This window comes from Rhizobium halophilum, assembly GCF_021648825.1.
GTDB classification, from domain to species: domain Bacteria; phylum Pseudomonadota; class Alphaproteobacteria; order Rhizobiales; family Rhizobiaceae; genus Neorhizobium; species Neorhizobium halophilum.
In genome coordinates, this window is record NZ_JAKJHS010000010.1 from 41,524 (window position 1) to 67,528 (window position 26,005).

The 26,005-nt window shown below is 61.0% G+C and carries 27 protein-coding genes and 1 pseudogene; 19 read left to right on the forward strand and 9 right to left on the reverse strand.

The genetic code is table 11. The annotated features are described in order from the left end of the window. Window positions 1-25: 25 nt before the first annotated feature. Window positions 26-901, forward strand: a complete 876-nt coding sequence (locus LXM96_RS17160) for a 23S rRNA (adenine(2030)-N(6))-methyltransferase RlmJ (RefSeq protein WP_239999788.1) — start codon at window positions 26-28, stop codon at window positions 899-901. Here the strand turns inward: LXM96_RS17160 and LXM96_RS17165 are convergent. Beyond that, window positions 880-1,824, reverse strand: coding sequence for a lysylphosphatidylglycerol synthase domain-containing protein (locus LXM96_RS17165; RefSeq protein WP_239999789.1), 945 nt, complete (start codon window positions 1,822-1,824; stop codon window positions 880-882). The two genes, LXM96_RS17160 and LXM96_RS17165, sit on opposite strands and share 22 nt — an antisense overlap. A gap of 122 nt (window positions 1,825-1,946) precedes the next feature. On the opposite strand from LXM96_RS17165, the gene LXM96_RS17170 reads away from it, so the two are divergent. After that, window positions 1,947-2,555, forward strand: coding sequence for a ribonuclease T2 family protein (locus LXM96_RS17170; RefSeq protein ID WP_239999790.1), 609 nt, complete (start codon window positions 1,947-1,949; stop codon window positions 2,553-2,555). A 29-nt stretch (window positions 2,556-2,584) separates the two neighbouring features. Further along, complete coding sequence (locus tag LXM96_RS17175; protein WP_239999792.1) at window positions 2,585-3,184, forward strand: glutathione S-transferase; 600 nt, start codon at window positions 2,585-2,587, stop codon at window positions 3,182-3,184. 54 nt (window positions 3,185-3,238) lie between these two features. Here LXM96_RS17175 and LXM96_RS17180 read toward each other — a convergent pair whose 3' ends face one another. Further along, on the reverse strand, window positions 3,239-3,874 hold the full coding sequence (locus LXM96_RS17180; RefSeq protein WP_239999793.1) for an outer membrane protein: 636 nt from the start codon (window positions 3,872-3,874) through the stop codon (window positions 3,239-3,241). Window positions 3,875-4,318: 444 nt separating this feature from the next. On the opposite strand from LXM96_RS17180, the gene uvrC reads away from it, so the two are divergent. The 4 genes from uvrC (at window position 4,319) to LXM96_RS17200 (ending at window position 7,739) form a co-directional block, all read left to right on the forward strand. Further along, on the forward strand, window positions 4,319-6,349 hold the full coding sequence (gene uvrC, locus LXM96_RS17185; RefSeq protein ID WP_239999794.1) for an excinuclease ABC subunit UvrC: 2,031 nt from the start codon (window positions 4,319-4,321) through the stop codon (window positions 6,347-6,349). Between the two features lie 90 nt (window positions 6,350-6,439). Next, entirely contained in the window at window positions 6,440-7,021 is a 582-nt protein-coding gene (gene pgsA / locus LXM96_RS17190) for a CDP-diacylglycerol--glycerol-3-phosphate 3-phosphatidyltransferase (protein WP_239999795.1), read from the forward strand. 1 nt (window position 7,022) lies between these two features. Beyond that, the gene (gene moaD, locus LXM96_RS17195; protein WP_239999796.1) at window positions 7,023-7,277 is read left to right on the forward strand and encodes a molybdopterin converting factor subunit 1; all 255 of its coding nucleotides are present in this window, start codon (window positions 7,023-7,025) and stop codon (window positions 7,275-7,277) included. 3 nt (window positions 7,278-7,280) lie between these two features. Next, on the forward strand, window positions 7,281-7,739 hold the full coding sequence (locus LXM96_RS17200; protein ID WP_239999797.1) for a molybdenum cofactor biosynthesis protein MoaE: 459 nt from the start codon (window positions 7,281-7,283) through the stop codon (window positions 7,737-7,739). A 48-nt stretch (window positions 7,740-7,787) separates the two neighbouring features. Here the strand turns inward: LXM96_RS17200 and LXM96_RS17205 are convergent, their stop codons facing one another. From LXM96_RS17205 to LXM96_RS17215, 3 genes are all read right to left on the reverse strand, one after another. Further along, a complete protein-coding gene (locus tag LXM96_RS17205; RefSeq protein WP_239999798.1) occupies window positions 7,788-8,276 on the reverse strand; it encodes an RICIN domain-containing protein in 489 nt (162 codons plus the stop codon). A gap of 268 nt (window positions 8,277-8,544) precedes the next feature. Then, window positions 8,545-8,967: a nucleoside-diphosphate kinase gene (gene ndk / locus LXM96_RS17210; RefSeq protein WP_239999799.1), complete on the reverse strand. Its 423-nt coding sequence runs from the start codon at window positions 8,965-8,967 to the stop codon at window positions 8,545-8,547. A gap of 78 nt (window positions 8,968-9,045) precedes the next feature. Beyond that, a complete protein-coding gene (locus LXM96_RS17215) occupies window positions 9,046-9,735 on the reverse strand; it encodes a glutathione S-transferase family protein (protein ID WP_239999800.1) in 690 nt (229 codons plus the stop codon). A gap of 135 nt (window positions 9,736-9,870) precedes the next feature. Between LXM96_RS17215 and LXM96_RS17220 the strand changes: the two genes are divergently transcribed. The 5 genes and pseudogenes from LXM96_RS17220 (at window position 9,871) to abc-f (ending at window position 13,276) form a co-directional block, all read left to right on the forward strand. Then, on the forward strand, window positions 9,871-10,380 hold the full coding sequence (locus tag LXM96_RS17220) for a DinB family protein (RefSeq protein WP_239999801.1): 510 nt from the start codon (window positions 9,871-9,873) through the stop codon (window positions 10,378-10,380). A gap of 153 nt (window positions 10,381-10,533) precedes the next feature. Next, window positions 10,534-10,893 carry a ZIP family metal transporter gene (locus LXM96_RS17225; protein ID WP_239999802.1) on the forward strand — a complete coding sequence of 120 codons (360 nt, stop codon included), beginning with the start codon at window positions 10,534-10,536 and terminating at the stop codon, window positions 10,891-10,893. Window positions 10,894-10,935: 42 nt separating this feature from the next. After that, a pseudogene (locus LXM96_RS21765) lies at window positions 10,936-11,091 on the forward strand (ZIP family metal transporter); the annotation flags it as partial. Window positions 11,092-11,192: 101 nt separating this feature from the next. Then, the gene (locus LXM96_RS21665; RefSeq protein ID WP_262913743.1) at window positions 11,193-11,318 is read left to right on the forward strand and encodes a hypothetical protein; all 126 of its coding nucleotides are present in this window, start codon (window positions 11,193-11,195) and stop codon (window positions 11,316-11,318) included. A 71-nt stretch (window positions 11,319-11,389) separates the two neighbouring features. Further along, window positions 11,390-13,276, forward strand: a complete 1,887-nt coding sequence (gene abc-f / locus LXM96_RS17235) for a ribosomal protection-like ABC-F family protein (RefSeq protein WP_239999803.1) — start codon at window positions 11,390-11,392, stop codon at window positions 13,274-13,276. A gap of 4 nt (window positions 13,277-13,280) precedes the next feature. Here the strand turns inward: abc-f and LXM96_RS17240 are convergent, their stop codons facing one another. Both LXM96_RS17240 and LXM96_RS17245 read right to left on the reverse strand, forming a co-directional pair. After that, entirely contained in the window at window positions 13,281-13,730 is a 450-nt protein-coding gene (locus tag LXM96_RS17240; protein WP_239999895.1) for a DNA polymerase III subunit chi, read from the reverse strand. A 2-nt stretch (window positions 13,731-13,732) separates the two neighbouring features. Continuing rightward, a complete protein-coding gene (locus LXM96_RS17245; RefSeq protein WP_239999804.1) occupies window positions 13,733-15,223 on the reverse strand; it encodes a leucyl aminopeptidase in 1,491 nt (496 codons plus the stop codon). 316 nt (window positions 15,224-15,539) lie between these two features. Here LXM96_RS17245 and LXM96_RS17250 point away from each other — a divergent pair, with 316 nt between their 5' ends. The 7 genes from LXM96_RS17250 (at window position 15,540) to LXM96_RS17280 (ending at window position 24,398) form a co-directional block, all read left to right on the forward strand. Continuing rightward, entirely contained in the window at window positions 15,540-16,712 is a 1,173-nt protein-coding gene (locus tag LXM96_RS17250; RefSeq protein WP_239999805.1) for an LptF/LptG family permease, read from the forward strand. Then, a complete protein-coding gene (gene lptG / locus LXM96_RS17255; protein WP_239999806.1) occupies window positions 16,709-17,797 on the forward strand; it encodes an LPS export ABC transporter permease LptG in 1,089 nt (362 codons plus the stop codon). The genes LXM96_RS17250 and lptG overlap by 4 nt, the downstream gene beginning before the upstream one ends. Continuing rightward, window positions 17,797-20,109: an LPS-assembly protein LptD gene (locus tag LXM96_RS17260; protein ID WP_239999807.1), complete on the forward strand. Its 2,313-nt coding sequence runs from the start codon at window positions 17,797-17,799 to the stop codon at window positions 20,107-20,109. Before lptG ends, LXM96_RS17260 begins: the two co-directional genes overlap by 1 nt. A gap of 113 nt (window positions 20,110-20,222) precedes the next feature. Next, window positions 20,223-21,161 carry a SurA N-terminal domain-containing protein gene (locus LXM96_RS17265; RefSeq protein WP_394801988.1) on the forward strand — a complete coding sequence of 313 codons (939 nt, stop codon included), beginning with the start codon at window positions 20,223-20,225 and terminating at the stop codon, window positions 21,159-21,161. An 11-nt stretch (window positions 21,162-21,172) separates the two neighbouring features. Next, a complete protein-coding gene (gene pdxA, locus LXM96_RS17270; protein ID WP_239999808.1) occupies window positions 21,173-22,195 on the forward strand; it encodes a 4-hydroxythreonine-4-phosphate dehydrogenase PdxA in 1,023 nt (340 codons plus the stop codon). Beyond that, window positions 22,195-23,022, forward strand: coding sequence for a 16S rRNA (adenine(1518)-N(6)/adenine(1519)-N(6))-dimethyltransferase RsmA (gene rsmA / locus LXM96_RS17275; RefSeq protein ID WP_239999809.1), 828 nt, complete (start codon window positions 22,195-22,197; stop codon window positions 23,020-23,022). Before pdxA ends, rsmA begins: the two co-directional genes overlap by 1 nt. A 104-nt stretch (window positions 23,023-23,126) precedes the next feature. Further along, window positions 23,127-24,398 carry an MFS transporter gene (locus LXM96_RS17280; RefSeq protein ID WP_239999810.1) on the forward strand — a complete coding sequence of 424 codons (1,272 nt, stop codon included), beginning with the start codon at window positions 23,127-23,129 and terminating at the stop codon, window positions 24,396-24,398. 46 nt (window positions 24,399-24,444) lie between these two features. Here the strand turns inward: LXM96_RS17280 and gmk are convergent, their stop codons facing one another. Continuing rightward, on the reverse strand, window positions 24,445-25,107 hold the full coding sequence (gene gmk, locus LXM96_RS17285) for a guanylate kinase (RefSeq protein WP_239999811.1): 663 nt from the start codon (window positions 25,105-25,107) through the stop codon (window positions 24,445-24,447). 3 nt (window positions 25,108-25,110) lie between these two features. Beyond that, window positions 25,111-25,998, reverse strand: a complete 888-nt coding sequence (locus tag LXM96_RS17290; protein ID WP_239999812.1) for a YicC/YloC family endoribonuclease — start codon at window positions 25,996-25,998, stop codon at window positions 25,111-25,113. Window positions 25,999-26,005: the final 7 nt, after the last annotated feature.

A 26,005-nucleotide genomic window follows, 5' to 3' on the forward strand; every position in this document is an offset into this window, starting at 1 on the left:
TAATTCATACGGGGCGGAAGCAGCCATGAACTATCGGCACATCTACCATGCGGGCAATTTTGCGGACGTGCTCAAGCATGCGGTGCTTTCGCGACTCATCGCCTACATGCAGAAGAAGGACAAGGCTTTCCGGATGCTCGACACCCATGCCGGCATTGGCCTCTATGACCTGTCGTCCGAGGAGGCGCAGAAGACCGGCGAATGGCGCGACGGCATCGGGCGGCTGATGGAAGCCGATCTGCCGCCCAGGGCGGCTGAACTGCTGGACCCCTATGTCTCGGCGATCCGCGCGCTCAATCCCGGCGCCGACCTGACGCTCTATCCTGGATCGCCGAAACTGGCGCGAATGCTGTTTCGCCCGCAGGACCGCCTGTCGGCGATGGAACTGCATTCGGACGACTACAATCGCCTCTCCCGCCTGTTCGAGGGCGATTATCAGGTGCGGGTGACGGAACTCGATGGATGGCTGGCGCTCGGGGCTCACCTGCCGCCCAAGGAGAAGCGCGGGATCGTGCTCGTGGATCCACCGTTCGAGGAGGAGGGCGAATACGCGCATCTGGCGAGCGGATTGGCAGGCGCGCACCGCCGCTTTCCTGGCGGCACCTATTGCCTGTGGTACCCGCTGAAGAAAGGAGCTCCCATCAAGGACTTTCATCAGGCGCTGCAGGATCTGAATATCCCGAAGATGCTCTGCGTCGAGCTGACGGTCTGCAGCGACCGAGAAACGACAGGGCTCAACGGCTCAGGATTGGTTATCGTCAACCCGCCATTCACGCTGAAGGACGAGATGCATGTCGTGCTGCCTGTCCTCAAGGAGGCCATGGCGCGAGATCGTTTCGCCTCACAGCGGGCGTTCTGGCTGCGAGGGGAAGACGTCGATCAAGATTCGGCAGATGCCTGATTGGCTCTGTACTGCGTCCGCTCGAAGATGAAGATCACCGCCAGCGCGATGGCGAATGGAATCAGCAGATAGAACAGCCGGAAGACAAGCAGTGCCGCGATGACGTCTGCCTGATCCATGTCAGGCAGGCCCATTACGAAGACGAGTTCTAGAACGCCTAACCCTCCTGGCGCGTGGGAAATCAGCGCCGCGGAAAACGAGACTAGGAAGATGCCGAGGACCACGATGAACCCGGGGTTTCCAACTTCCGGCAACGCAAAATAGATGATGCCAGCCGCACCGATCAGCTCGAGCGGACCAATGATGAGCTGGGATAGGACCACGCGCGGAGATGGGTAGGTTAGCTGCGTCTTGCCGATCTTGATCGATCGAGGGCGTAGAAAGCTAATGGCGACGTAGATCGCTATGAGCGCGAGAATGCCGATGCCGGTGCCTGAAGATGCGCTGATCGCGAAGCCGTCGCCGAACCGCTCTGTGATGTGTGGCTTTAACACCAGTACCAGCCCGGCCAACACCAATGTGCCGAGAACAAAGGTGAATGAGCAAAGCGCGATCAAGGCGCCGATCTCACGGCCGCTCAATCCTTTGGAGGAATAGGCCCTGTAGCGGACCACACCGCCGGAGATAACGGAGGCGCCGATATTGTGCGAAAGCGCATAGGTGGTGAAGGATGAGACAGTGATGAACCACAGGTTCACCTTTTTGCCGAGATGCATGAGCGCAATCCGGTCATAGCCCGCAAGCGCTGCATAGGCGACCAACGTCGACAAGGCGGCAAGAAACCAGTGGAGCCCGGAGATAGCTACCAAGCTCTCCCAGACGTCGTCGAGTGAGAGTCCACGAAGTTCCTTGTAGAGAAGCCAGCCGCAAACAGCTATCGTTGCCGCACCAACCACGGGCCAGAAATATTTCTTCAATGTCATTCCGTCTTGCCGATCTTCGCTCCTCCAAGGCATATCAGCGACTGCGGTGCATTAGCTGACTCGGTTACTTTGGAGGCAACGGATTGAGGTATCAACCTTTTAGAACAGCTTTTGCTGCAATCATGCTCCTTGTGACGTTCAACGCCGCGCAGGGGCAGTCTCCTGATTTTGACTTCTATGTCCTTTCGCTCTCGTGGTCGCCCACCTACTGTGCCTCCCAAGAGGGCGGGCGCAGTTCCCAGCAATGCAACGGCAGCGATCGTCATGCATTCGTCGTGCACGGCCTTTGGCCACAGCACGAGCGGGGTTATCCGGAGTTCTGCGCCAGCCGCGAGCCTCAGCGTGTACCGCAGGCGCTCGGAGAGACTATGTTCGACATCATGCCCTCGATGGGACTGATCGGCCACCAGTGGCGCAAGCATGGCAGTTGCACCGGGCTTAGCCAGCGGGATTATCTGGCGCAGACCCGGGAAGCTTTCGGTCGCGTCGCGATCCCTGCTGAACTTGCCGAAGGCAAGCGACGTCTAACCCTATCGTCCGAGGAGATCGAGGCAGCGTTTGTCGCGGCCAATCCCGGTCTGACCGAACGCGGCATCGCCGCCATCTGTGAGGGACGGCAATTGGAGGAGGTGCGTATCTGCCTGACGAGGAACCTGCAGTTCCGCGACTGCCTGGAAGTCGATCGCCGCGGCTGCCGCCTTGATCGCATTGACCTTCCGCCCGTGAACTAGACGAACAGCCATTCAAGGACACGTCCCAAATGAAGCTCTTATACTCGCCCGCCTCCCCCTATGCCGCCAAGGTCAGGATGGCGGCGCGCCATGCCGATATTGATCTTGAGACCGTGAAGGTGGACACCGCAAGCAATCCTCCGGAACTGCTGGACAACAACCCGCTCGGCAAGATCCCCACCCTGTTGCGAAAAGGTGAGGCACCTATCTATGACAGTGTTGCGATCATGCATTATCTGGACCGGCTATCGGGCGGCATGATCTATCCCAAGAAGGATCTTAAACGCACCGACGCCGAAGTGCTGGAAGCACTGTGCGACGGCATGATGGACAGCCTTCTGGCGATCATGAACGAGCGTCGCAGCCGCCCCGAGGACCGGGTTCACCAGCCGTGGATCGACAAGCAATGGGACAAGGTCAGCCGCGGGCTTGACTACCTCAACGCCCATCCGCCGAAAACGGGCAAGAAGCTCCACGGCGGCCATTTCGCGTTGGCGGCACTCTTGAGCTATCTGGACCTTCGATTCGACGACCGGAACTGGCGCGCCGGCCGCGAGGAGCTTGCGGCGTGGCCGGATGCATTCCTGACGCAGTTCCCGGATTATACGGAGTTGAAGGCGAGCGCTTGAACAGAAATGCCGGCAGCTTAGCCACCGGCATTTCTTCTTTCGATTAAGCAGATATCAGAACTTGACGCCGATACCGACCTTGACGCTGTGGTCGTCGTAGCCGCGCGAGAATGAGCCACTGTCGAGGTTATAGGTGTCGCTACCGAAGTCGGTGTAGCGGTACTCGACGCGGGCCGTGATGTTGTCGGTCACGAGCGCTTCCGCGCCGGCACCAACCGTATAACCTACGGCCGTGTTGCTGTCGGAAGACGTCGCGTCGGACAGTTCGTTGTCCTGCAGGGCCACACCGGCCGTACCGTAGATCAGGAACGGGTTGAGGTCGTAACCGACGCGAGCGCGAACGGACCCATTCCAGCCGGCCTTGCCATCGACGCCCGTTGCGACGTCCTGTTCTTCGCCATTGTAGCCGACGTCGCCTTCGAGACCGTAGACGATCTGGCCGCTCTGCATGTTATAGCCGCCGAAGACGCCGCCACCGAAGGCGCCATCACGATCGCTGCTGCCGAAGCGGCCCCAGTCATAGGCGCCGTAGCCGCCGAGGTAAGCCCCGCTCCAATCCTTTGCCGGTGCCGGCTGCTCGTAGGCAACGGGTGCCTCCGGGATCTGGTCGACGGCATCAGCGGCATTGGCGCCCGAGCAGGCGGCGAAAGTAGCAGCCGAAGCCACCAAGGTTGCGATGAGAGTACGCATACAAATTCTCCTGGTTTGCCGGGCCGGAATGTTCGGCGACGAGACTGCCACCAATGCTTGCCCGGCCCGCTGAGACGAACATGTTCGGCAAATGCGGGCAAGAAAGAGCCGAAATGTGAATTGATTGTGTTTCCAGAGCGGCAAAAAGGTGATGTTGCAACGCGGCAACATGATGTTTCTTAACCATTATTTTGATCAGGGACCGTATCCACCCTCGGGCGCCAGATTAGCCCGGCAATCCCCTCTGCACCTTTACCGGATGTTTACACTGTCTCTGCCGCCCTGATGACATGGCCGCACACCGCTCACCCCACGAATGGGGCTGCCGCCTTTCAATGGAGACCGCGACGCACTACCTGTAAGGCATTCACGAAGGAAGCGATTCGAGCCGGCAACAGGCAGTGCAGCACCTGTAGAAGCGGCGCCACCGGCCAAGAGGACGCAATGAACTCAGCCAAGCTGCCCGAAGGCGGCGTTCTTTACGATGAGAACGAGGACGACGACGAGGAACAGGTAGCCTCAGAACCCGTGCTCGAGCGGGCGCTCGGTATTGACTGGAACGAGGCGCTGAAGAACGAGAGCGGGCTCAAGGGCGCCGATCTCATCGCCGAGTTCGTCAAGCATCTGCCGAACGCTCCGGGTGTCTACCGCATGCTGAACGCAGCGGGCGATGTCATGTATGTCGGCAAGGCTCGCAGCCTGAAGAAACGGGTGAGCAACTACGCCCAGGGACGCGTCCACTCCAACCGGCTGTCGCGCATGGTGCGCGAAACGACGCACATGGAATTCGTCACGACGCGCACGGAAACAGAGGCGCTGCTGCTCGAGGCGAACCTCATCAAGCGCCTGCGCCCGCGCTTCAACGTGCTGCTGCGCGACGACAAGTCCTTCCCCTATATCATGATCACCGGCGACCACCGGGCGCCGGCCATCTTCAAGCATCGCGGAGCACGCGCCCGCAAGGGGGACTACTTCGGGCCCTTCGCCTCGGCGAGCGCGGTTGGCCGGACAATCAACTCGCTGCAGCGAGCCTTTTTGCTGCGGACCTGCACGGACAGCGTCTTCGAGACGCGCACGCGGCCCTGCCTGCTTTATCAGATCAAGCGCTGCTCCGGCCCCTGCACCCACGAAATCAGTGACGAGGGGTATGCCGAACTCGTTCGCGAGGCGAAAGATTTCCTGTCGGGCAAAAGCCAGAACGTGAAGGCCACAATCTCGCGGCAGATGGCAGAGGCCTCCGAGGAGCTCGATTTCGAGCGCGCCGCTATCTACCGCGACCGGCTCGCAGCCCTCAGCCACGTGCAGAGCCATCAGGGTATTAATCCGGCCGGCGTCGACGAGGCGGACGTGTTCGCGATCCATCACGAGGGAGGCCTCACCTGCATCCAGGTGTTCTTCTTCCGCACCGGCCAGAACTGGGGCAATCGCGCCTATTTCCCGAAGGCCGATCCGCAGATGACAGGTGCCGAAGTGCTCAACGCCTTCCTGGCGCAGTTCTATGACGACAAGCCGGTGCCGAAGCAGATCCTCCTGTCCCAGACAGTGGAGGAGCAGGAGCTGCTGGCGATGGCGTTTTGCGAAAAGGCCGGCCAGAGGGTGACGATTTCCGTTCCACAACGGGGCGAAAAGCGGGACCTGGTCGAACACGTCCTGGGGAACGCTCGCGAGGCACACGGTCGCAAGCTCGCCGAGACTTCCTCCCAGGCACGACTGTTGAAAGGCTTTGCCGACACCTTCGACCTCTCCTATGTGCCGCGGCGCATCGAGATCTACGACAACTCGCATATCATGGGTACCAATGCCGTGGGCGGCATGGTGGTCGCCGGCCCGGAAGGCTACGTGAAGAACCAGTACCGCAAGTTCAACATCAAATCGACGGAGATCACGCCCGGCGACGACTTCGGCATGATGCGCGAAGTGATGACGCGCCGCTTCAGCCGGCTGCTGAAGGAGGAAGGCAGACCGGATCGTTCCAACAGCGCCGCACCGGAGGATGCGGATGCCCCCTTCCCTGCCTGGCCGGACGTCATTCTGATCGATGGCGGCCAGGGACAGATGTCGGCAGTGCGAGGCATTCTGGAAGAACTCGGCATCCGCGATGTGGTCACTGCCATTGGCGTCGCCAAGGGCGTCGATCGTGACGCGGGACGAGAGCGATTCTTCACTGACGGCCGCAGCGATTTCTCACTGCCGCCACGAGACCCCGTCCTCTACTTCGTCCAGCGCATGCGCGACGAGGCGCATAGGTTTGCTATCGGCTCCCACCGCGCCCGCCGCAAGAAGGAGATGGTCAAGAACCCGCTCGACGAGATTGCCGGGATCGGGCCTGGTCGCAAACGGAAGCTGCTCCAGCATTTCGGCACAGCCAAAGCCGTCTCCCGCGCGGGTCTCAACGACCTGATGGCGGTGGAAGGCATCTCCGAGAGCGTTGCCAAGATCGTCTACCATCATTTCCATGAGAAGCCGTCCGGCTGATGTCGCGAATAGAACTCGAATGGCCGTCCCGGCTGTTGACGCCTGCTGCAGGAAGGGCCAACTAAGGGAAGTTAATCAACAGGTTTTGAAATGAGATCGCGCGCGTACAATATTCCTAATCTTCTGACCTATGCGCGCATCGTTGCCGTGCCGATGATCGTCCTTTGCTTTTTCGTCGAAGGCAAACTCGCCAGTTCGGATTTCGCTCGGTGGACTGCGCTTGTGCTTTTTGCCGTCGCCTCCATAACGGACTACCTGGACGGCTACCTCGCGCGTATCTGGAACCAGACCTCGAATATCGGGCGTATGCTCGATCCCATCGCCGACAAGTTGCTGGTTGCTTCGGTTTTGTTGCTTATGGCCGCGGACGGTACGATTGCCGGATGGTCGATCTGGGCAGCGATCACGATCCTCTGCCGGGAGATCCTGGTCTCAGGCCTGCGCGAGTATCTTGCGGCGCTGAAAGTCGCCGTACCGGTGACGCGGATCGCCAAATGGAAGACGACGATCCAGATGGTCGCGATCGCCTTCCTGCTGGCCGGTCCCGCAGGCGACAAGATCCTCCCTTATACGACCGAACTCGGAATTGGCCTGCTCTGGATCGCAGCTGTTCTGACGATGTACACCGGCTACGACTACTTCAAGGCCGGCCTGAAGCACATGGTGGATTGAGATGCCAAAGCTCGTCTACTTCGCCTGGGTGCGCGAGCGCATCGGTAAGCCGGAAGAGCAAATCGAACTTCCGGAGGACGTCAGGACGGTGCGCCAGTTGCTCAGTCACCTGAAGACCCTTGGAGAGGAGTATGAGGCGGCGCTTCAGTATCCGGAGGTGATCCGCGTCGCGCTTGACCAGGAGCATGTCGAGCACCATGAGCCGATCGGCAATGCATGTGAAATTGGCATCTTTCCACCGATGACGGGTGGCTGAGCCATGACGGCGCCTTCGGTCCGCGTACAAACGCAGGATTTCGAGCTGCAAGTCGAGATCGAAGCGCTGACGCACGACCGGCGAGACATCGGCGCAGTCGTGACATTTACGGGCCTCTGCCGCGACGAGCAGGGTTCACTGTCTGCGCTGGAACTTGAACACTATCCGGGCATGGCAGAAGCAGAAATGCAGCGGACCGCGGAGCTTGCGGTGGAGCGATTTTCCTTGCTCGGCCTCACCGCCATTCATCGCTTCGGCAAGATTGCCCCTGGCGAGAACATCGTGCTGGTGATCGCAACGGCACCGCACCGCCAGGCCGCTTTCGACGGCGCAAGCTTTATGATGGACTTCCTCAAAACTTCCGCACCCTTCTGGAAGAAGGAGCATAAGGCGGACGGTTCAACCGGGGACTGGGTTGCCGCCAAGGACGCGGACGACCGGGCGCGTGACCGGTGGCGGTGACGAGCAATCCTGTCGCTGGAAGCCGGCGACAGGGGAGCCCAGATGTTCCTATTGCTTAACCTGCCACAACTGGCCGGAGTAATTTCCACAGGGAGCCAGATGGGCAATATTGTCAGCGAAGCCGCCGTTGACGATGTCCAGGCACATCCAATCGCCACGAAACTGCGTCGTCAGCCGGATATCGTCGCCTTCGCCACGCATCTGCCAAAGCTGGCCAGAATAATTGCCGCATGGGCGCATTTCCACGAAGTTGTTGCGGTCTCCGCCATTCACAACGTCGAGGCACATATCCTTCCCCGCCCCTCTATTGCCAATCCGCAGCCAGTCTCCTTCGGAGAAGATCAACCATCTTTGGTCCCGCCCACCGTCCCGCGGCCTCAACTGCGCCATGCCGACAAAGGGGCCATCACTCACGGCTTCCAAGCTCATGTCGGGGCCTCTGAACATTGTAGTCAGTTCAACCGATTGGGCCAGCGCACTCATGGGAAACAGCAAGGACAAGCAGGCAACAAGGCCGAAAGGCAGTTTACGCGGCATGATGTTCTCCCGGCGATACAGGTTGAGATCCAAGCGTTGGACAATACCCAATTGCCCAGCCTATGGAATACCCGCCGGGCGCTATCCACCGACCTAAACAGTGCTGCTCTAAACGGTGCTGCCGGCAAACCGCTGTCGGTGGCGTGCGTCTACGGGCCCAATGCGGACGTCTCACGGCTGACGGACGAGGGCTTCTTGCCGGAGCTATGCCCTGCCATGAAAAAAGCCGGCGCAAGGGCCGGCTCTTCTGGATCATATCCGAGGGCGATCAGCCGACGATTTCGGTATCGGAGAACCAGTACTTGATTTCCTGGGCTGCGGTTTCCGGAGCATCCGAGCCGTGAACCGAGTTTTCGCCGATCGAAAGGGCGAAGGTCTTGCGGATGGTGCCTTCGGCAGCCTGTTCCGGGTTGGTGGCGCCCATGATCTCGCGGTTCTTGAGGATGGCGTTCTCGCCTTCCAGGACCTGAACGACGGTCGGGCCGGAGGTCATGCCTTCGACGAGTTCACCGAAGAAGGGACGCTCCTTGTGAACGGCATAGAAGCCTTCCGCTTCGCGCTTGCTCATCCAGACGCGCTTGGAGGCAACGACGCGCAGGCCGTTGTCTTCGAACACCTTGGTGATGGCGCCCGTCAGGTTGCGCTTGGTGGCGTCCGGCTTGATCATCGAAAACGTGCGTTCAATCGCCATCGTTCAGTTCCTTGTTCCTGAGAAAGTGGGCGGTCTTTACCCGCCCGCCGCTCTGGAAACAAGGGGGATCCGGCAATTTCACGCGGCTGTCACACGTCGCCCGAGCCCGTCATAGAGGTCGAGGCAGCGCTCGAACCACTGCATCACCGAATCGTCTTCGGCCAAGGGCGGCGTCCCTGCCGTGACCCGCATCCATTGGAGCGCACCGAACAGGATGTAATCGGCAAAGAGCGGCCGCTCGCCACCGAGATAGGGCTGGAAGTGGAGCGTGCGGCGCACCGGCTCCAGCCGGGCTGCGAAGGCGGCGCGCTCCGCCTCACCTTCGGCCGCGACCTCCTCGATCGATTTCCCGAGACGCTCCAATCTACTCTGGCGGAAATAGGCCTGATCGCCTTCGTCCAGCATGTCATGGATGTGCATGATCGCCATCTTGGTGACCGGCATGTGGAGGATCATCTGCGAGAAGCTTTCCACGAACCGCGATAGCGCCTTGCCGCCCTCCCCACCGAAGAGCGTCGGGTGATCGGGATAAGTCTCTTCGAGGTAGAGCGCGATGTCGAAGCTGTCGCGGACGAGGCGATCGCCGTCACGGAGGATCGGCACCGTCTTGGAGAACCCGTCCTCGATGGTGGGGATCGCGGTGAAGGGATACGGGCGCTCAACATAATCCAGCCCCTTGTGGGCAAGCGCCAGCGACACCTTCCAGCAATGCGGGGAAAATGGCCGCGTCTCGTCCTTGCCGCAGAGGGAATAGAGTACTCTTGTCATTCAAAGCTCCCGATCATGATCGCGCCATTGTGGCGGCGCGCACGGCTCAGATCCAATCAGCAAAATTCATGGATCGCATCACACACGCCGGTGATCTTCGCCAATATGATGGCGCTGATCCACAGGAGATTTTCGATGCACCGCCATTTCCAGATGTTCGCCGACTACAACCGCTGGGCCAACGAGCTTGTCTACGAAGCCTGCGCCTCTCTGTCCGACGAGGAGTACCGGGCAGACAAGGGGGCCTTCTTCGGCTCAGCCCACCGGACGCTCAACCATCTTCTGACTGCCGACCGTATTTGGCTCAAGCGGATGACAGGATCGGGAACTGCTCCCGAGGCTCTGGACGCGATCCTTTGCGACGACTTTGCCGAACTGCGCGCGGCGCGTGAGGCCGAAGACCAGAGGATCATCGACTGGGTCAGCACGCTGAGGGAAGAACAATTGGAACAGCCCTTCACCTACAGCCCGATCAGCAACCCGGTGGTGATCACGCAGCCGCTCGGCCCGGTGCTTTCTCATGTGTTCAACCATCAGACCCATCATCGCGGGCAGGTGCACATGATCCTGACCTCGCTTGGCAAGCCCTCGCTCATCCTCGATCTCATCTACTTCCTGCGCGCCGAGGGGCGGCAGTGGACGTAGGGAATGCGCGATGCCCGTGGAGGTTGCCTGAGCGGGAACAATATGCCTTGCGACTGGCTTTCCAGCCTGCGCGGACGATAAGGCGCTGGCGCTCGCCTGGGTGCAGCCATGCGAACGCCGTCGAGGATCTGACGGGAGAGCTGATACACCACGATGTTCGAAGAGATGTCTCCGCTCCTGCTGGGCACGCTCGGCAGTCTCGCCGCAGGATCGTGTACGGCGCTGGGTGCGGTCCCCGTCCTGTTCGGCAGACGTCCGGGCGGCGCCTTCCGCGACCTGTCGCTGGGCTTTGCCGCCGGCGTGATGCTGTCGGCCTCATTCTTTTCCCTGATCATGCCTGCGCTCGATGCTGCCGAAGAACAGTTCGGCGCGGGCGCCGTACCGGCAGCGATCACCTGTATCGCGATCCTGCTCGGCATGGCCGGGGTTGCCTTGATGAACCAGTTTCTGCCGCACGAGCATTTCGACAGCGGTCACGAAGGCCCAAAGGGCGCGTCGCTGCGGCGGATCTGACTCTTCATTATCGCGATCACGATCCACAACATTCCCGAAGGATTGGCGGTCGGCGTCGGCTTCGGCGCGCATGGCTTCGAGGGCGGGCTTCCACTCGCGATCGGGATCGGCTTGCAGAATGCGCCCGAGGGACTGGCCGTGGCAGTCTCCCTGCTGGGAGAAGGGTACAGCAAGTGGCGCGCCTTCGTCATCGCCGGGTTGACCGGCCTCGTCGAGCCGCTGGGAGGATTGCTGGGTGCGGGTCTTGTCGGCATATCGCAGCCACTGCTCCCCTGGGTCTCGCCTTTGCCGCAGGCGCCATGCTCTATGTCATCAGCCACGAGATCATTCCCGAAACCCATCGCAGCGGCCATCAGAAGCAGGTAACCTTCGGTCTGGCGATCGGGTTGGTGATCATGCTCTTCCTCGACGTATGGCTCGGCTAGCCGATCTGCAGGCGACTGCTGGCTTTCGGCGCATATTGCCTTGATGCCGAAGATCGGCCAAAACCCGCGCCATGATCACGATCACTGACCTTTCCGCCCGCGTCGCCGGCCGACTCCTCCTCGACCATGCCAGCGTCACGCTGCCGGCCGGCACGAAAGCCGGGCTTGTGGGACGCAACGGGGCCGGCAAGTCCACCCTCTTCCGCGTCATCACCGGTGACCTCGCAGCCGAGAGCGGGTCCGTCTCCATTCCCAAGAACGCTCGCATTGGCCAAGTGGCTCAGGAAGCGCCGGGTACAGAAGACTCGCTGATTTCCATCGTACTGGCTGCCGACAAGGAGCGAACGGCACTCCTGACGGAAGCCGAGGTCGCGACGGATCCCAACCGGATTGCCGAGATCCAGATGCGGCTGGTGGATATCGACGCCCATTCGGCGGAGGCGCGCGCGGCCAGCATTCTTGCCGGTCTCGGCTTCGATGCAGAGGCGCAGCTGCGGCCGGCCTCCTCCTTCTCCGGCGGCTGGCGCATGCGCGTGGCACTCGCTTCCGTGCTATTCGCGGAGCCGGATCTGCTGCTTCTCGACGAGCCGACGAACTATCTCGACCTTGAAGGAACGCTGTGGCTGGAGGACTATGTCCGGCGCTACCCGTACACGGTGATCATCATCAGCCACGACCGGGACCTTCTGAACAACGCGGTCAACTCTATCGTCCATCTGGACCAAAAGAAGCTGACCTTCTACCGCGGCGGTTACGACAGCTTCGAGCGGCAGAAGGCGGAAGCCGACGAATTGCAGATGAAGGCGAAGGCCAAGAACGAGGCCGCCCGCAAGCACCTGCAGAGCTTCATCGACCGGTTCAAGGCGAAGGCCTCGAAGGCGAAGCAGGCGCAGAGCCGCGTGAAGGCGCTGGAGCGCATGGGCACGGTGGCAGCCGTCATCGAGGACCATGTCCAGCCGATCCAGTTCCCCAGGCCGGAAAAGCAGCCGGCATCGCCAATCATTGCGCTCAGCAAGGGTGCTGTCGGCTATGAGCCTGGCAAGCCGATCCTGAAGAACATCAGCCTGCGGATCGACAATGACGACCGCATTGCGCTGCTCGGCTCCAACGGCAACGGCAAGTCGACCTTCGCCAAGCTGATCTCCGGTCGGTTGCAACCGGAAGCCGGCGAGATGAAGCTCGCGCCCTCGCTCTCTATCGGCTTCTTCGCCCAGCACCAGCTGGACGACCTGATCGCGAACGAAACGCCGGTGGACCACGTGCGCCGGCTCATGCCCCAGGCGGGCGAGGCGCAGGTACGGGCGCGGGTGGCGCAGATGGGACTTGCGACGGAGAAGATGGCGACGGCTGCGAAGGATCTTTCCGGCGGTGAAAAGGCGCGCCTGCTCATGGGGCTCGCCACCTTTCATGCGCCCAACCTCCTCATCCTCGACGAGCCGACCAACCACCTCGACATCGATAGTCGCCGGGCACTGATCGAGGCGCTCAACGACTACGACGGCGCCGTGATCCTGATCTCCCACGACCGGCATCTCATCGAGGCCACCGTCGACCGGCTGTGGCTCGTCAACGAAGGAACCGTGAAACCCTTCGAGGGCGATCTGGACGAATACCGCGACGTGATCATTGCGACTGGTCGAAAGAAAGACGACAAGACGCAGGGTTATGCGGAAGAGCCTGCCAACAAGGCGGAGCAGCGGAAAGCGAATGCGGAAAAGCGGGCCTCGCTTGCGCCGCTGAAGAAAAAGATCAACGAGATCGAATCCTTAACCGCCAAGCTTGAGAAGCTGATTCAGGCTCTTGATGCAGAGCTTGCGGATCCGATGCTCTACGAAAAGGCACCGGCCAAGGCCGCAGCCAAGGCGAAGGAACGCGGAGAGGCAGCAGCAAAGCTTTCCGCGGCCGAGGAAGAATGGCTTATGCTGTCTTCGGAGTATGAAGAGGCGATGGCAGGCTGAGGCGTCAGGCCTTCTTCACCCAGCGCCCTTCCGGCGACTGCTGCCAATAGGTCAGCGTGTGCCCCTCGCCCTTCAGCCGTTTCCATTGGCTGCGGGCATTCTCCAGCTGGGAGGCATCATAGCCGTCGAACATGAAGACGACCCGTTCGTAAGCGTCGAGCGGTGGCGGCTCGGCCCCGTCGACAAGGAAGCGAACGCTCGCCTCGTTGGGGTTCTGGGATGTTGCGGTGATCAATACGGGCTGTGCCGTTGCAAGGTCGGACGAATCTGTCCCGTGCGGCAGGAAACTGTCTTCCCGGTAGGTCCAGAGATGGGCGTCGAGAATATCCCGCCGCCCCTCTTCCGCCGTCTGCACCACCACCCGCCAACCGCGCTCCACACTCTTTTCCAGAAGTGCGGGAAGAGAGTCCTCAAGCTTGGACTCCGTCAGGTGGTAGAACAGGACTTCCGTCATCATCAGGCTTCGTAGTGGTCGCGTACCAGACGGTCGAGCAGGCGCACGCCATAGCCGGATGCCCAGGACTGGCTGATCTCGGTGGAGGGCGAGTTCATGGCGGTACCGGCGACGTCGATATGCGCCCATGGCGTCTCGCCGACGAAGCGCTTGAGGAACTGCGCGGCCGTGATCGCGCCCGCATGGCGGCCGCCGGTGTTCTTCATATCGGCGAACTTGGAATCGATCATCTTGTCGTATTCCTTGCCGAGCGGCATGCGCCAAAGTTTTTCGCCCGTCGCTTCGCCCGCCGCCGTCAGCCGCTCCGACAGTTCGTCGTCATTGGAGAAGAGCCCGGCGTGCTGGTTGCCGAGCGCAACGAGGACGGCGCCCGTCAGTGTCGCGAGGTTGATCATGTAGCGTGGCTTGAACCGTTTGTTGCAGTACCAAAGGGCATCGCCCAGAACGAGACGGCCTTCGGCGTCCGTATTGATGATCTCGATGGTCTGACCAGACATGGAGGTGACAATATCGCCGGGACGTTGGGCATTGCCGTCAGGCATGTTTTCCACGAGCCCCAGAACCCCGATGGCGTTGACCTTCGCCTTGCGAGCCGCCAACACGTGCATCAATCCGATCACGGCGGCAGCGCCGCCCATGTCGCCCTTCATGTCCTCCATGCCGGCACCCGGCTTAATTGAAATGCCGCCTGAGTCGAAGACGACGCCCTTGCCGATGAAGGCCACAGGCGCATCTCCCGCCTTGCCGCCCTTCCATTGGATGACCGCAAGCCGCGGCGGACGTACAGATCCCTGAGCGACTCCTAGAAGAGCCCCCATCTTGAGATCCTGCATCTCCTTCTCGGTCAGAATTTCCACCTCGGCGCCCAGGTTCTCCAGCTCCCTCGCCTTCTCGGCAAACTCTACCGGGCCCAGTACATTCGGCGGAAGATTGACCAGATCGCGGGCAAGAACCACGCCTCCTGCAGTCGCCTCAACCTCAGCCAGACGCTTCTGGGCGTCCTGGTGGCAAGCCGTTACGATGGTGACGGAGACCGACTTTGGCTGCTTCTCGTCGTCGTCCTTCTTCTTTGTCTTGTACATGTCGAACTTGTAGGCGCGAAGCAGCAGGCCAAGTGCGAAATCGGCGGCCTGAGCTGCGCCGACCTCCAGACCAGGCGCGTCGAGAAAGATCACCACCTTCGTAGCAGCCCGGAACTGGCCCGCCGCTGCACCGCCTGCCCGCACCCAGTCGTTGGCGCAAAGGGCCTCTGGCTTGCCGAGCCCCAGGACAACCAGACGATCCGCCGCAGAACCTGCGGGTGCGATGACTTCCAACGTCCCCATTGCCTTGGCCTTGAAGTCGGCGATCCGCGCGGCACGGGCAGCAATGTTCTGTGGGTCGGCCTCGTTGCTGCCGGCAGATGTCGTCTCACCGCTGGCCTGCAGCATTACCGTCAGCGTGTTTTCAAGGCTGGCAGACGCCGCAAAGCGGATCTCGTATTTGGTTTGCATGTTCACTCCGGTCTCAAATCGGTTGCCGACGATCATCCCCGTTTCGTCCCGCAACGCAAGCCGAATGCGTGCGCTTCCTCGGTTGCGGCCTCATAATGATCATCCCGGCGAAAGCTTGAAACCTTAGGACGTCCGCTGCGGACACGGTCGAGGTGGCGGTCTGTCGCGGCACTTTTCCAAATGGCACAGTCCGGGGTAAAAAACAGGATGCATTGCAAATTGTGACGCAAAGGCTTCGCAATAGGCTCAACGATGACTTAGATGAACCGCGGTTGCCCGATTTGCGGGGTGAACCGGATCGCAGCGACGGGACCGTATGAAGCTCCTCGAAATCTACATATTGCGCAGGATCCTTCAGATGTTCCTGGTGTCGCTCCTGCCGGTGCTCACCATCATCTGGACCATCCAAGTGCTCGGGCGCATCAACCTGGTGACGGATACGGGACAGTCGATGGGCTCCTTTATGCTGCTCGCGACCTTCATCCTCCCGACGATCATCCCGGTGGTTTTGCCGTTCGCCCTGGCTATCGGCATCACCCAGACCTTGACGGCGATGAACAATGATTCGGAGCTGCCTGTCATCGATGCAGCGGGATCGTCTCGCTCTATCATTTACCGCCCCGTTCTGCTGCTGGCGGCCTTTCTCAGCATCTTCTCCTTTACCGTAGCGAATTTCGTCGAACCTCCGGCACGCGTCGCCGCAAGACAGATGGTGGCCTCCGCCTATGCTGACCTCCTCTCCTCGGTGATCGAGGAGAAAACGTTTCGCAGCATCGAAGACGACCTCTACGTGCAAATATCGGAGCGGCATTCGGGCCGTGTCCTGAGAGGCTTGTTTGTTGTCGATTATCGGGACCCGGCCTTCGACCTTATCTATTATTCCCGAGAGGGCTCGATCGACGAGAGCGGGACCTCGCTGACCATGCGGGACGGGGAGGTGCATCGGAAGACGGCGGATGGACGAATTTCAATCATCAAGTTTGCCTCTTACGCGTTCGATCTGTCGGCGATGACTGCTTCGGAAGATGGTCCCTCGCTCAATGCCGGCGATCGCGACCTTGCCTTCTTGCTCAACCCGGATCCGAACGATCGCCATGTAAAGAGTTCTCCCGGGAGCTATCGGTCCGAGCTTCATGCCAGACTGACCGACTGGCTCTTCCCACTGATGTTCGCTTTGGTTTCTCTGGTCATCGCAGGCGATAGCCGTTCGCACAGGCAGGCCCGCGTTCATCCGATGATCATCGCGCTTGCCTTGGCCTTTGCCCTTCGTTGGCTCGGTTTTTCGCTGAAGAACCTGGTGAAGCAGGATGAGGCCTACACCATCCTGATATATCTTCTGCCGGCGGCGACCATCGGATTGTGCAGCTATATGCTCGCCACTCACAAGCGATTCAGGATGCCGCGCGCTGCCTCCAATCTGCTCGATGCCTTGTTGCGGGGCATCCGTCAGCGCTGGACCGGTCGCACCGCCGCTGGAGGAGGCCAATGATCTTCAGCACGCTTGGCCGCTACTTCTTCCGCCGCTACATGGCCACCGCCATCTGGTTCTTTCTCGGCGTCAGCGGAATCATCTTCCTCGCCGACTTCAGCGAGACGAGCCGTCGCATGGCGAGTCTCGAGGGTTATACCGTCCCCGCAGCGCTCCTGTTCACCGCCATGCGGATCCCCTTCATCTTCCAGCAAACGATCCCGACGCTGACACTCTTCATCGGCATGACCGCACTGATCGCCCTCAACCGGCGCTACGAGCTGGTTGTGACACGCGCGGCAGGCGTCTCTGTCTGGCAATTCATCATGCCCTTTGCCACCGGCGCCTTCCTGATCGGCGTGTTCGGCATGCTGGTGATCAGTCCGCTGGCGGCCTGGGGGCAACGCGAATCGCTCTCGATGGAAGCGGGCTGGCGTGAGGCAAGTGGCCGCTCGACCGGCTCGGACTTTCTCCCCTGGATCCGGCAGACTTCTGACGGCAACGATGCGATCATAGGCGCGAAAAGCTACCGGGCCGAGGGTACGGAGCTGATCGATGTTGTCGTTTTCCATTTCGACAGCGACGGGCGCGTGATCCTCCGACAGGATGCTTCCACCGCCAAGTTGGAAGATGGTTACTGGCTTCTTAACGATGTGCTGGAGAATCGGCCGGGCGACATTCCCAGTCGCGTCGAGAGCGTCCGCGTGAGTACCAATCTGAGACAGGAATACCTGCAGGAGAGCCTTTCTCAGCCAGAAACTGTTGCATTTTATGATCTTTCTCGAAAGATCGAGGTTGGTCGCTCCTTCGGCCTCCCCACAAAGGCGCTGGAGACACAGTTCCATTCGCTGCTTTCTCTTCCGCTGCTTCTGGTAGCAATGACTCTCATTGCTGCAACAGTCTCGTTGAAATTCAGTCGCTTCGCACAATCGCGCACGGTGATTCTGGGTGGAATCGTTTCCGGGTTCGTGCTTTATGTCGTCACGGTTCTCGTAAAAGCATTCGGGAGCAGCGGCGCCGTGCCGCCCTTCGTGGCGGTGTGGGTACCGGTGATTGTTGCGACAGCTCTTGGCGCGACGATTCTGCTTCATCAGGAGGATGGCTAGTGGCGGCCAACAACCGCGGACATATCAGACGGCGCCTCACGGTCCTGCTGGCAAGCGCGGCTGTGTGCTTGAATGCCATGCATCCGCTGGTAGCACATGCACAGGATCCGGCATTCGCGCCCGCAGTGGCCGACGATGCCAAGATGCTGCTGCGCGCGAACGAGCTCGTCTACAACCAAGACGCCCAACGCGTCACCGCCACGGGTGGCGTGCAGATTTACTACAACCGCTACCGGATGGTTGCTCAACGGGTCGAGTATGACCAGCAGACGGGTCGAGTATCAGCCGTTGGCAACATCGAACTCGTCGAGCCGGACGGCAACCGCATCTATGCTGATGAACTCGATGTCACAGACGATTTCGGGCAAGGCTTCCTGAACGCCCTGCGGGTGGAGACGACCGACAATACGAGGCTGGCCGCGGAGAGCGCCGAGCGGCTTCCGGGGGACCTCATGGTCCTCAACAACGGCGTGTACACGGCCTGCCTCCCCTGCGCTGAAAAGCCTGGCAAGGCGCCGCTCTGGCAGGTGAAGGCACAACGCGTCATCCAGAACGGACAGACAAAAACGATTCGCCTCGAGAACGCCCGCTTCGAACTCTTTGGAATGCCGATTGGCTTCCTGCCGTTCCTGGAGGTTCCGGATCACACGGTCGAACGCAAGTCGGGCTTCCTGTTTCCGCGGATGAGCCTGGACGACAACCTGGGCTTTGGCCTGACGGTCCCCTACTACCACGTCTTTGCGCCGCACATGGATGCGACGCTGAGCCCGACCCTTTATACGGGACAAGGCCTGCTGTTGCAGGGTGAGATCCGCAACCGATTCGAGAACGGGCAACACACGTTCCGTTTTGCCGGGATCAATCAGCGGGACCCGGGAGCATTCGATGCCGGAACAAGCGACCGGGCGGCCAACACCCGCTTGATGGCCGCTTCAGAAGCACGGTTCGAGATCAATCCCCGGTGGACGTTCGGCTGGGACGTCATGGTCCAGAACGATAACAACTTCTCGCGAACCTATTCGCTTACGGGCGTCAGCGACAATGTGTTCCGCAACGAGGTGTACCTGACCGGACTGGGCGATCGCAACTATTTCGATCTGCGTGCCATCTATTTCGACATTCAGGACAAGGAAGGCGTCGACCGGCGCGAGCAAGAGCAGGCGATCGTTTATCCGTCGCTCGATTATCAGTATATCGCGCCTGAGCCCGTTGCCGGCGGCCAGTTGTCGATCACCAGCAATCTTACCAACCTGTCGCGCCGAGAGGACGACTTTGAACTCGTGGGCACGAGCGACCGCTACCCCGGCCTAGACGGCAGCTACAGCCGTTTCACAACAGAGGCTGAGTGGAAACGCACGTTCACCACGTCCGGCGGTCTGTTGCTGACTCCGATCCTCGCGGCGCGAGGCGACGCTGTTCGGCACACCATGTCGGATCCATCCTTCACCTCGGACGGTGATTCCTACAGCTACGACCTGAGGGATTCTGGCGGCTATGGCCGCTACATGCTGACGGCAGGGCTTGAAGCGCGCTACCCGTTCCTGATCTCGACGGAAAGCAGCAGCCACATCATCGAGCCCATCGCTCAGGTCTTCGTGCGTCCCAACGAACAGCACGCGGGCGGGCTGCCGAACGAGGACGCGCAGAGCTTCGTGTTTGACGCGACCACTCTGTTCGAGCGCGACAAGTTCTCAGGCTTCGATCGTATCGAGGGCGGAACGCGTGCCAATGTCGGTGTGCGTTACACGGGCTCGTTCGACAATGGGGTCGGCCTGCGCGGCCTCTTCGGCCAAAGCTATCATCTTGGTGGGACGAACTCCTTTGCGACGGATGATCTGGTCAATGCAGGAGCCAACTCCGGGCTGGAGACAGACGTCTCCGATTTTGTCGGCATGGCGGGTGTGGACCTCGCAGGCTTCGGCATCAGCGCCGGCGCGCGTTTCGACAATGACACCTTTGAGGTCGAGCGGACAGACGCTCAACTGAGCTATACCACCGCGCGCATCAGCGGCTCGCTTGCCTATACCCAGATCGAAGCGCAGCCAGAATATGGCTCTGATACGGATACGGACCTGCTGCAATCGGCTAGCCGCTTCCGCATCAACGAGAACTGGTCGCTGGCAACCTCCGCCACGTGGGATCTGGACGACCAGGAGGTCATCCGTCGCGGTATCGGGGTCACCTACGCGGACGAGTGCACCATCTTTACGCTCGCCTATGCGGACAAGCCGGCAAGCACGGATGCCAACGACTGGACTGTTAGTGCCCGGCTGGAATTCCGGACTCTCGGTGACATTGCCATTGGCAACTGATCTTAAGCCGCCAGCCATCGTTTCGCCGCATGAATTGTGCAACCGGGCGGCTCTGTTGTAGATTTGGGAGAGCCGGCTGCCGAAGGTGGCAGCCGCGTGAAAGGACGGATATCATGTCGGCAATGATAGCGACACGCCGGATACTCGTCGCAGTGGCGGCCCTTGCCGCTTCCGTGGCGATCGAACCTTCATTTGCGCCTGCGCAAGCGGCGAGTGAAATCGCCGCCGTCGTCAACAGCGCCCCCATAACCAGCAGCGACGTGGCCCGCCGCGCCGCCTTCCTGCGCCTGCAGCGCCAGAAGGCGGATACGAAAACCGCCCGCGAGCAGCTGGTCGAGGAAGCGCTGAAGCGCCAAGAGATCGCTCGGGTCAAGATGTCGGTCAGCACCGACGATGTGGATCAGGCCTTTGCCCGCTTTGCTTCAAGCAACAAGCTGTCGCCGCAGCAGTTGACTCAGATCCTGTCGCAGGCGGGGGTCGGTGCCGATCACTTCAAGGAATATATCGCCGTCCAGATGAGTTGGCCGCGCCTCGTCAACGCGCGCTACGGCAGCCGTGGACGCATGTCCTCCGAAGACCTCGTGAAGCGGATGATGGAAAACAAGGAAAAGCCGGTGACCACCGAGTATTTCCTCAAGCAGATCATTTTCGTGGTTCCGGATTCCAAACGCAACGCCATTCTCGGCAAGCGCAAGGCGGAGGCGGAAGCCTCGCGCTCCAAGTTCCCGGGCTGCGAGCAGGCGAAACAGTTTGCTGCAACGATGCTCGACGTTTCGGTGCGCGATCTAGGGCGTGTGCTTGCACCGGAACTGCCAGAAGACTGGAAGCCGTTGGTTGAAAAGGCATCCGGCACGACGACGGGGGTTCGTGCAACGGAGCGCGGGATCGAGTACCTGGCGATCTGCAACCAGCGCCAGGTATCGGACGATTTCGCCGCCGAAGTGGTCTTTCGCGCGGAGGATCTGGGCAAGCAGAAGTCCGGTGAGGCAAACCCGAACGAAAAGAAGTATATGGACGAGTTGCGCTCGAAGGCGCAGATCGAATACCGCTAAAAGGAGTTGGAATGCCGCTTGATCGCCCGCTTGCCCTCACCCAGGGCGATCCCGCCGGTGTCGGACCAGATATTGCCTTGGCGGCCTGGTTCAAGCGTGAGGTAAACGGCATTCCTCCGTTCATCTACCTGGGTGACCCCTCGATCTTGGCTGCGCGCGCGCACTTGCTCGGGCTGAACGTTCCTATTCGGGAGGTGGAGCCGGCAAGAGCCTGCGAAAACTTCGGGGACGCCCTGCCCGTCCACCCTGTGCCTGCGGGTGCCGAAATTGCAGCGGGCGAACCGCATGTGGCAACGGCTCAAGGCACTATCTCCGCTATCGAGAAGGCCGTGGCCCTGACGCTGCAGGGGGAAACAGAGGGGGTGGTGACCAACCCCATCGCCAAGTCGATCCTCTATGAAGCAGGCTTCGCTTTTCCAGGTCATACGGAGTTTCTGGCGGATCTCGCCAGACGGGCCATGGGCCAGGCGGCAACACCCGTCATGATGCTGGCGGGTCCGAAGCTCCGTGCTATCCCGGTCACGATCCACATCCCGATCGGAGCGGTTGCGGCAGCACTGACCGAGGACCTGATCGTTACGACGTGCCGGATCGCGCACCTTGATCTTAAAGAGCGCTTCGGCATCCTTCAGCCGCGGCTGGCGGTCGCCGGGCTCAACCCGCACGCCGGCGAAGAGGGCGCAATCGGGCTGGAGGATCGCGACATCATTCATCCGGCGATCGGCAGACTCCGCAAGGAGGGCATCAACGCCTTTGGACCCCTTCCCGCCGACACCATGTTCCATGACGAAGCGCGCGCCCGCTACGACGTTGCCATCTGCATGTATCACGACCAGGCGCTGATTCCGGCCAAGGCGCTCGGCTTTGACACCTCGGTCAACGTCACGCTCGGCTTGCCCTTCATCCGGACCTCCCCGGACCATGGCACGGCGTTCGGCATCGCGGGGCAAGGGCTGGCGCGTGAAACAAGTCTTGTCGAAGCGCTGAAGCTTGCGGCGCAACTGGCAGGGACGTCTGCGCAGGCAGCCGGGTAATGGGCACACTGGACGGTCTGCCCCCGCTGCGCGAGGTCATCCAGCGCTACGGGCTCGATGCAAGGAAGGCGCTGGGGCAGAATTTTCTGCTTGACCTCAACCTGACGCAGAAGATCGCCCGCACCGCCGGAGCACTTGAAGATGCAACGGTCATCGAGGTCGGCCCAGGTCCCGGCGGTCTGACCAGGGCGATCCTCTCTCTTGGCGCGAGGAAGCTTGTTGCGATCGAGCGGGATCCCCGTTGCCTCCCCGCGCTTGCCGACATCGGCGATCACTACCCCGGCAGATTGGAGGTTATCGAGGGGGATGCGCTGAAGGTGGACTTCGCTGCACTCGTTCCAGAGGGGCCAGTCAAGATCATCGCCAACCTGCCCTATAACGTCGGGACGCAGTTGCTGGTCAACTGGCTGCTTCCTGGCCAGTGGCCTCCATTCTGGGATTCGCTGACACTGATGTTCCAGAAGGAGGTCGGGCAACGGATCGTTGCGAACGAAGATGACGACCACTATGGCCGCCTTGGCGTTCTTGCCGGCTGGCGGACGCGCGCACACATGGTTTTCGACGTCCCCCCGCAAGCGTTCACGCCGCCGCCCAAAGTCACCTCGACGATCGTACACCTGACGCCAAGGCCAGAGCCTCTCGCTTGTGATGTCAGCAAGCTTGAGAAAGTGACGCAGGCCGCCTTTGGCCAGCGCCGCAAGATGCTTCGCCAGAGCCTGAAGCCACTTGGCGGCGAGGCCTTGCTGGCCAGAGCGGGCATCGATTCCTCCAGACGGGCCGAAACCTTGTCTGTCGGCGAATTCGTCAGGCTGGCAAACAGCCTTTGAATGAGATTTGCCGCCGCCGGTCGTCCCAGAACAGTCGCACTTGACGAAAACCCGTTCAGGGTGCTCTGGATAGACTGGTCGGGACCGGGAGCAGATCGAGGCACATGGATTCTCAAACAGGCCGCCGTCCCCAGACCCTGTCTCACTTCATTGCCGCCAGTGGGCTGACCAACCTGGGCGATGGCGTGGCGACAATCGCCTGGGCCTGGACCGCATCCCTCCTCACCCGTGAGCCCCTGTTGATCGCCACGATAGCCGTCGCTCTCCGTCTGCCATGGGCGCTCTTCGCCGTCCCAGCGGGTATCATCGCAGACCGAATGGACAGGCGCAGCCTGATCCTACGGATGGACTTGTTGAGGGCATTTGCCTTCGGCGCGGCAGCCTTGGTCCTTTACCTGCATATCCCACTCGAACCACCTGGCACGGGCGTATCGTCGCTCCTCGTTTTCAGCCTCCTGACCCTGTCTGCTCTGACGGTAGGAACCGCGGAGGTGTTCCGGGACAACGCTGCACAGACGATGTTGCCAGCGCTCGTGCCCCATGAGCAGTTGGAGTCTGCAAACGGGAAGCTCTGGAGCGCTGAGCTGGTTGGCAACGCGTTGGTGGGTCCGCCTCTTGGCGCGGCCTTGATCGCTGTAGCGCTGCCGCTGCCCTTCGCCATAAATGCGGCTCTGTACGGGCTTGCCGCTGCCGTCGTCGCCGCCATCGCAGGAAGCTATCGGGCAGCCATGCGACATACCCGGGACTGGCGGCGGGAATTGGGAGAGGGACTCGCCTTCCTGCGGGAGGCGCCGCTCTTGCGTCTATTGGCCTGGCTGACGGGCGCCTGGAACCTGTTTTTCCAGATGGTCATGATCGCCCTTATCCTTCATGTGCAAGATAACCTGGGGCTTTCTCCCTCAACCTATGGCCTGGTGCTGGCGGCGGGCGCTGTGGGAGGGATCGCGGGAGGGCTGACGGCCGACCGCATCGTGCGAAAGCTTGGGCCAGCCGCAACCGCACAATGGATGCTGCTTGCCTCCGCACCCGCGTTTGCTGGGATCGCGCTTTCACCGGGCGCATTGTCTCTGGCCGCGACTTTGGCCTTCTTCGAGTTCACCGGGCTGGTCTGGAACGCGGTTTCCGTCTCCACCCGCCAGAGAACGATACCCAACGATCTTTTGGGCCGGGTGAACAGCATCTACCGGCTCGTCGCGTGGGGCATGATGCCGATCGGGCTGCTGCTGTCGGGATTGATCGTAGGTTTCCTGGACGGTCCGCTGCCCCATGACACGGCTCTGGTCGCGCCATTCTGGATTGCGGCTCTGGGGGTACTCCTCGTGGCCGTTTACGGATGGCACCCCCTGGGGCGCGCGCTACGGCGGTCCGCCACCTAGGCAGGCGCTTCGGCGCAACAAGGTATTTTCAAGACCTGGAACGGCTCTAAAGCTTCGGCTCTTCCGTCAGAAGATCCTGAACGAAGTCAAAGAGACCGTGCCTGCGGTCGCGGCGGATACGTTCGGCCTTGACGATACAACTCACGTAACCGAAGGCTTCGTCCAGGTCGTCATTGACGATGACATAGTCGTACTCTCGCCAGTGCTCGATCTCGGCGCGAGAATTGAGCAGCCGCGTTCGGATGACGTCCTCGGTGTCCTCCGCCCGCCGATGCAGACGCGACTGGAGCTCGGTCATCGATGGCGGCAGGACGAAGATCGATACGACATCGGCCGTCATCTTCTCCTGGAGCTGGAGAGCGCCCTGCCAGTCTATATCGAACAGCATGTCGCGACCCGCGGCCATGGCCTGCTCTACCGGTTCGCGTGGGGTTCCGTAGTAATTACCGTGCACCTCTGCCCACTCCAGAAGGTCTCCAGCGTCACGCATCCGCTCGAACTGAGGGACCGAGATGAAATGGTAGTGCTTGCCGGCAATCTCGCTGGGGCGCTTCTGGCGCGTCGTCACGCTCACGGAGATTTCCAGGCTGTGGTCGTCCTCCAGCAGATTGCGAGCAATCGTCGACTTGCCGGCCCCCGATGGCGAGGAGAGCACGAGCATGAGCCCACGGCGGGCGATCTTGGCAGGAACGGATCCCGTGCGGCTCATGGTCTACTCCAGATTCTGGACCTGTTCGCGGAACTGGTCGATGACGACTTTAAGCTCGATACCGGCGGCGGTCACTGCGGCCGAGTTCGATTTGGAACAGATCGTATTCGATTCTCGATTAAATTCCTGCGCCAGAAAATCCAGCCGTCGTCCGATGGGGCCACCCGTGCGCAGCAGGTCCATTGCGGCCGACACGTGGGCCTGAAGGCGATCAACCTCTTCGCGCAGATCCGCCTTGGTGGCTAACAGCGCTGCCTCCGCATGAAGACGCGCTGGATCAAGTGTAGATGCATCCTGCAGGAGAGCGGTGACCTGTTGCGCAAGCCTTTTTGCGATCTCCTCTGGAGAGCGAGAAGGGTCATTTTCCACAACAGACGTCAGCGCCGCAATGCGCTCCACATGCCGCGCCAAGAGCTGGGCGAGTGCGGCGCCCTCGGCCTCACGCATCAGCTTGAGCGAACCCAGCGCATCATCCAGGCCCGCAAGGGCTGCTGCATCGCGTGCCGTCGCTTCGCCCTCGCCCTCTTCCGCTTCCCGAATGTCAACGATGCCGCGAATGCCGAGCAGCGTATCCATGCGCAGGGGTGCCGGGTCGATCAGGTCGCCAAGCTGCGAGCGCAGCGCCAGGACGGCGTTCAGCGCCTCATGATTTACAACAGCTTCAAGTTTTGTCTCAGTCAGGCTCACGCTCAGGCTTGCCTGGATATTGCCTCTGGAGAAGGCGTTCGAGATCCGCCGACGTACATCCGTTTCAAGATGCTCCAGCCCCTGAGGGAGGCGCATCCGGACATCAAGTCCCTTGCCATTGACGGATCGCAGTTCCCAGACGATTCGGTAACGCCCTTGGGTCGCTTCGCTGCGCGCGAAGCCGGTCATCGACTGCAGACTCATGCTTGCT

What these genes read in the sequence shown, in the direction of transcription:
- LXM96_RS17160 (WP_239999788.1), top strand. Translation starts at nt 26, where the DNA reads ATGAACTATCGGCACATCTACCATGCGGGCAATTTTGCGGACGTGCTC.
- LXM96_RS17165 (WP_239999789.1), bottom strand. Translation starts at nt 1,824, where the DNA reads ATGACATTGAAGAAATATTTCTGGCCCGTGGTTGGTGCGGCAACGATA.
- LXM96_RS17170 (WP_239999790.1), top strand. Translation starts at nt 1,947, where the DNA reads ATGCTCCTTGTGACGTTCAACGCCGCGCAGGGGCAGTCTCCTGATTTT.
- LXM96_RS17175 (WP_239999792.1), top strand. Translation starts at nt 2,585, where the DNA reads ATGAAGCTCTTATACTCGCCCGCCTCCCCCTATGCCGCCAAGGTCAGG.
- LXM96_RS17180 (WP_239999793.1), bottom strand. Translation starts at nt 3,874, where the DNA reads ATGCGTACTCTCATCGCAACCTTGGTGGCTTCGGCTGCTACTTTCGCC.
- uvrC (WP_239999794.1), top strand. Translation starts at nt 4,319, where the DNA reads ATGAACTCAGCCAAGCTGCCCGAAGGCGGCGTTCTTTACGATGAGAAC.
- pgsA (WP_239999795.1), top strand. Translation starts at nt 6,440, where the DNA reads ATGAGATCGCGCGCGTACAATATTCCTAATCTTCTGACCTATGCGCGC.
- moaD (WP_239999796.1), top strand. Translation starts at nt 7,023, where the DNA reads ATGCCAAAGCTCGTCTACTTCGCCTGGGTGCGCGAGCGCATCGGTAAG.
- LXM96_RS17200 (WP_239999797.1), top strand. Translation starts at nt 7,281, where the DNA reads ATGACGGCGCCTTCGGTCCGCGTACAAACGCAGGATTTCGAGCTGCAA.
- LXM96_RS17205 (WP_239999798.1), bottom strand. Translation starts at nt 8,276, where the DNA reads ATGCCGCGTAAACTGCCTTTCGGCCTTGTTGCCTGCTTGTCCTTGCTG.
- ndk (WP_239999799.1), bottom strand. Translation starts at nt 8,967, where the DNA reads ATGGCGATTGAACGCACGTTTTCGATGATCAAGCCGGACGCCACCAAG.
- LXM96_RS17215 (WP_239999800.1), bottom strand. Translation starts at nt 9,735, where the DNA reads ATGACAAGAGTACTCTATTCCCTCTGCGGCAAGGACGAGACGCGGCCA.
- LXM96_RS17220 (WP_239999801.1), top strand. Translation starts at nt 9,871, where the DNA reads ATGCACCGCCATTTCCAGATGTTCGCCGACTACAACCGCTGGGCCAAC.
- LXM96_RS17225 (WP_239999802.1), top strand. Translation starts at nt 10,534, where the DNA reads ATGTTCGAAGAGATGTCTCCGCTCCTGCTGGGCACGCTCGGCAGTCTC.
- LXM96_RS21665 (WP_262913743.1), top strand. Translation starts at nt 11,193, where the DNA reads ATGCTCTATGTCATCAGCCACGAGATCATTCCCGAAACCCATCGCAGC.
- abc-f (WP_239999803.1), top strand. Translation starts at nt 11,390, where the DNA reads ATGATCACGATCACTGACCTTTCCGCCCGCGTCGCCGGCCGACTCCTC.
- LXM96_RS17240 (WP_239999895.1), bottom strand. Translation starts at nt 13,730, where the DNA reads ATGACGGAAGTCCTGTTCTACCACCTGACGGAGTCCAAGCTTGAGGAC.
- LXM96_RS17245 (WP_239999804.1), bottom strand. Translation starts at nt 15,223, where the DNA reads ATGCAAACCAAATACGAGATCCGCTTTGCGGCGTCTGCCAGCCTTGAA.
- LXM96_RS17250 (WP_239999805.1), top strand. Translation starts at nt 15,540, where the DNA reads ATGAAGCTCCTCGAAATCTACATATTGCGCAGGATCCTTCAGATGTTC.
- lptG (WP_239999806.1), top strand. Translation starts at nt 16,709, where the DNA reads ATGATCTTCAGCACGCTTGGCCGCTACTTCTTCCGCCGCTACATGGCC.
- LXM96_RS17265 (WP_394801988.1), top strand. Translation starts at nt 20,223, where the DNA reads ATGTCGGCAATGATAGCGACACGCCGGATACTCGTCGCAGTGGCGGCC.
- pdxA (WP_239999808.1), top strand. Translation starts at nt 21,173, where the DNA reads ATGCCGCTTGATCGCCCGCTTGCCCTCACCCAGGGCGATCCCGCCGGT.
- rsmA (WP_239999809.1), top strand. Translation starts at nt 22,195, where the DNA reads ATGGGCACACTGGACGGTCTGCCCCCGCTGCGCGAGGTCATCCAGCGC.
- LXM96_RS17280 (WP_239999810.1), top strand. Translation starts at nt 23,127, where the DNA reads ATGGATTCTCAAACAGGCCGCCGTCCCCAGACCCTGTCTCACTTCATT.
- gmk (WP_239999811.1), bottom strand. Translation starts at nt 25,107, where the DNA reads ATGAGCCGCACGGGATCCGTTCCTGCCAAGATCGCCCGCCGTGGGCTC.
- LXM96_RS17290 (WP_239999812.1), bottom strand. Translation starts at nt 25,998, where the DNA reads ATGAGTCTGCAGTCGATGACCGGCTTCGCGCGCAGCGAAGCGACCCAA.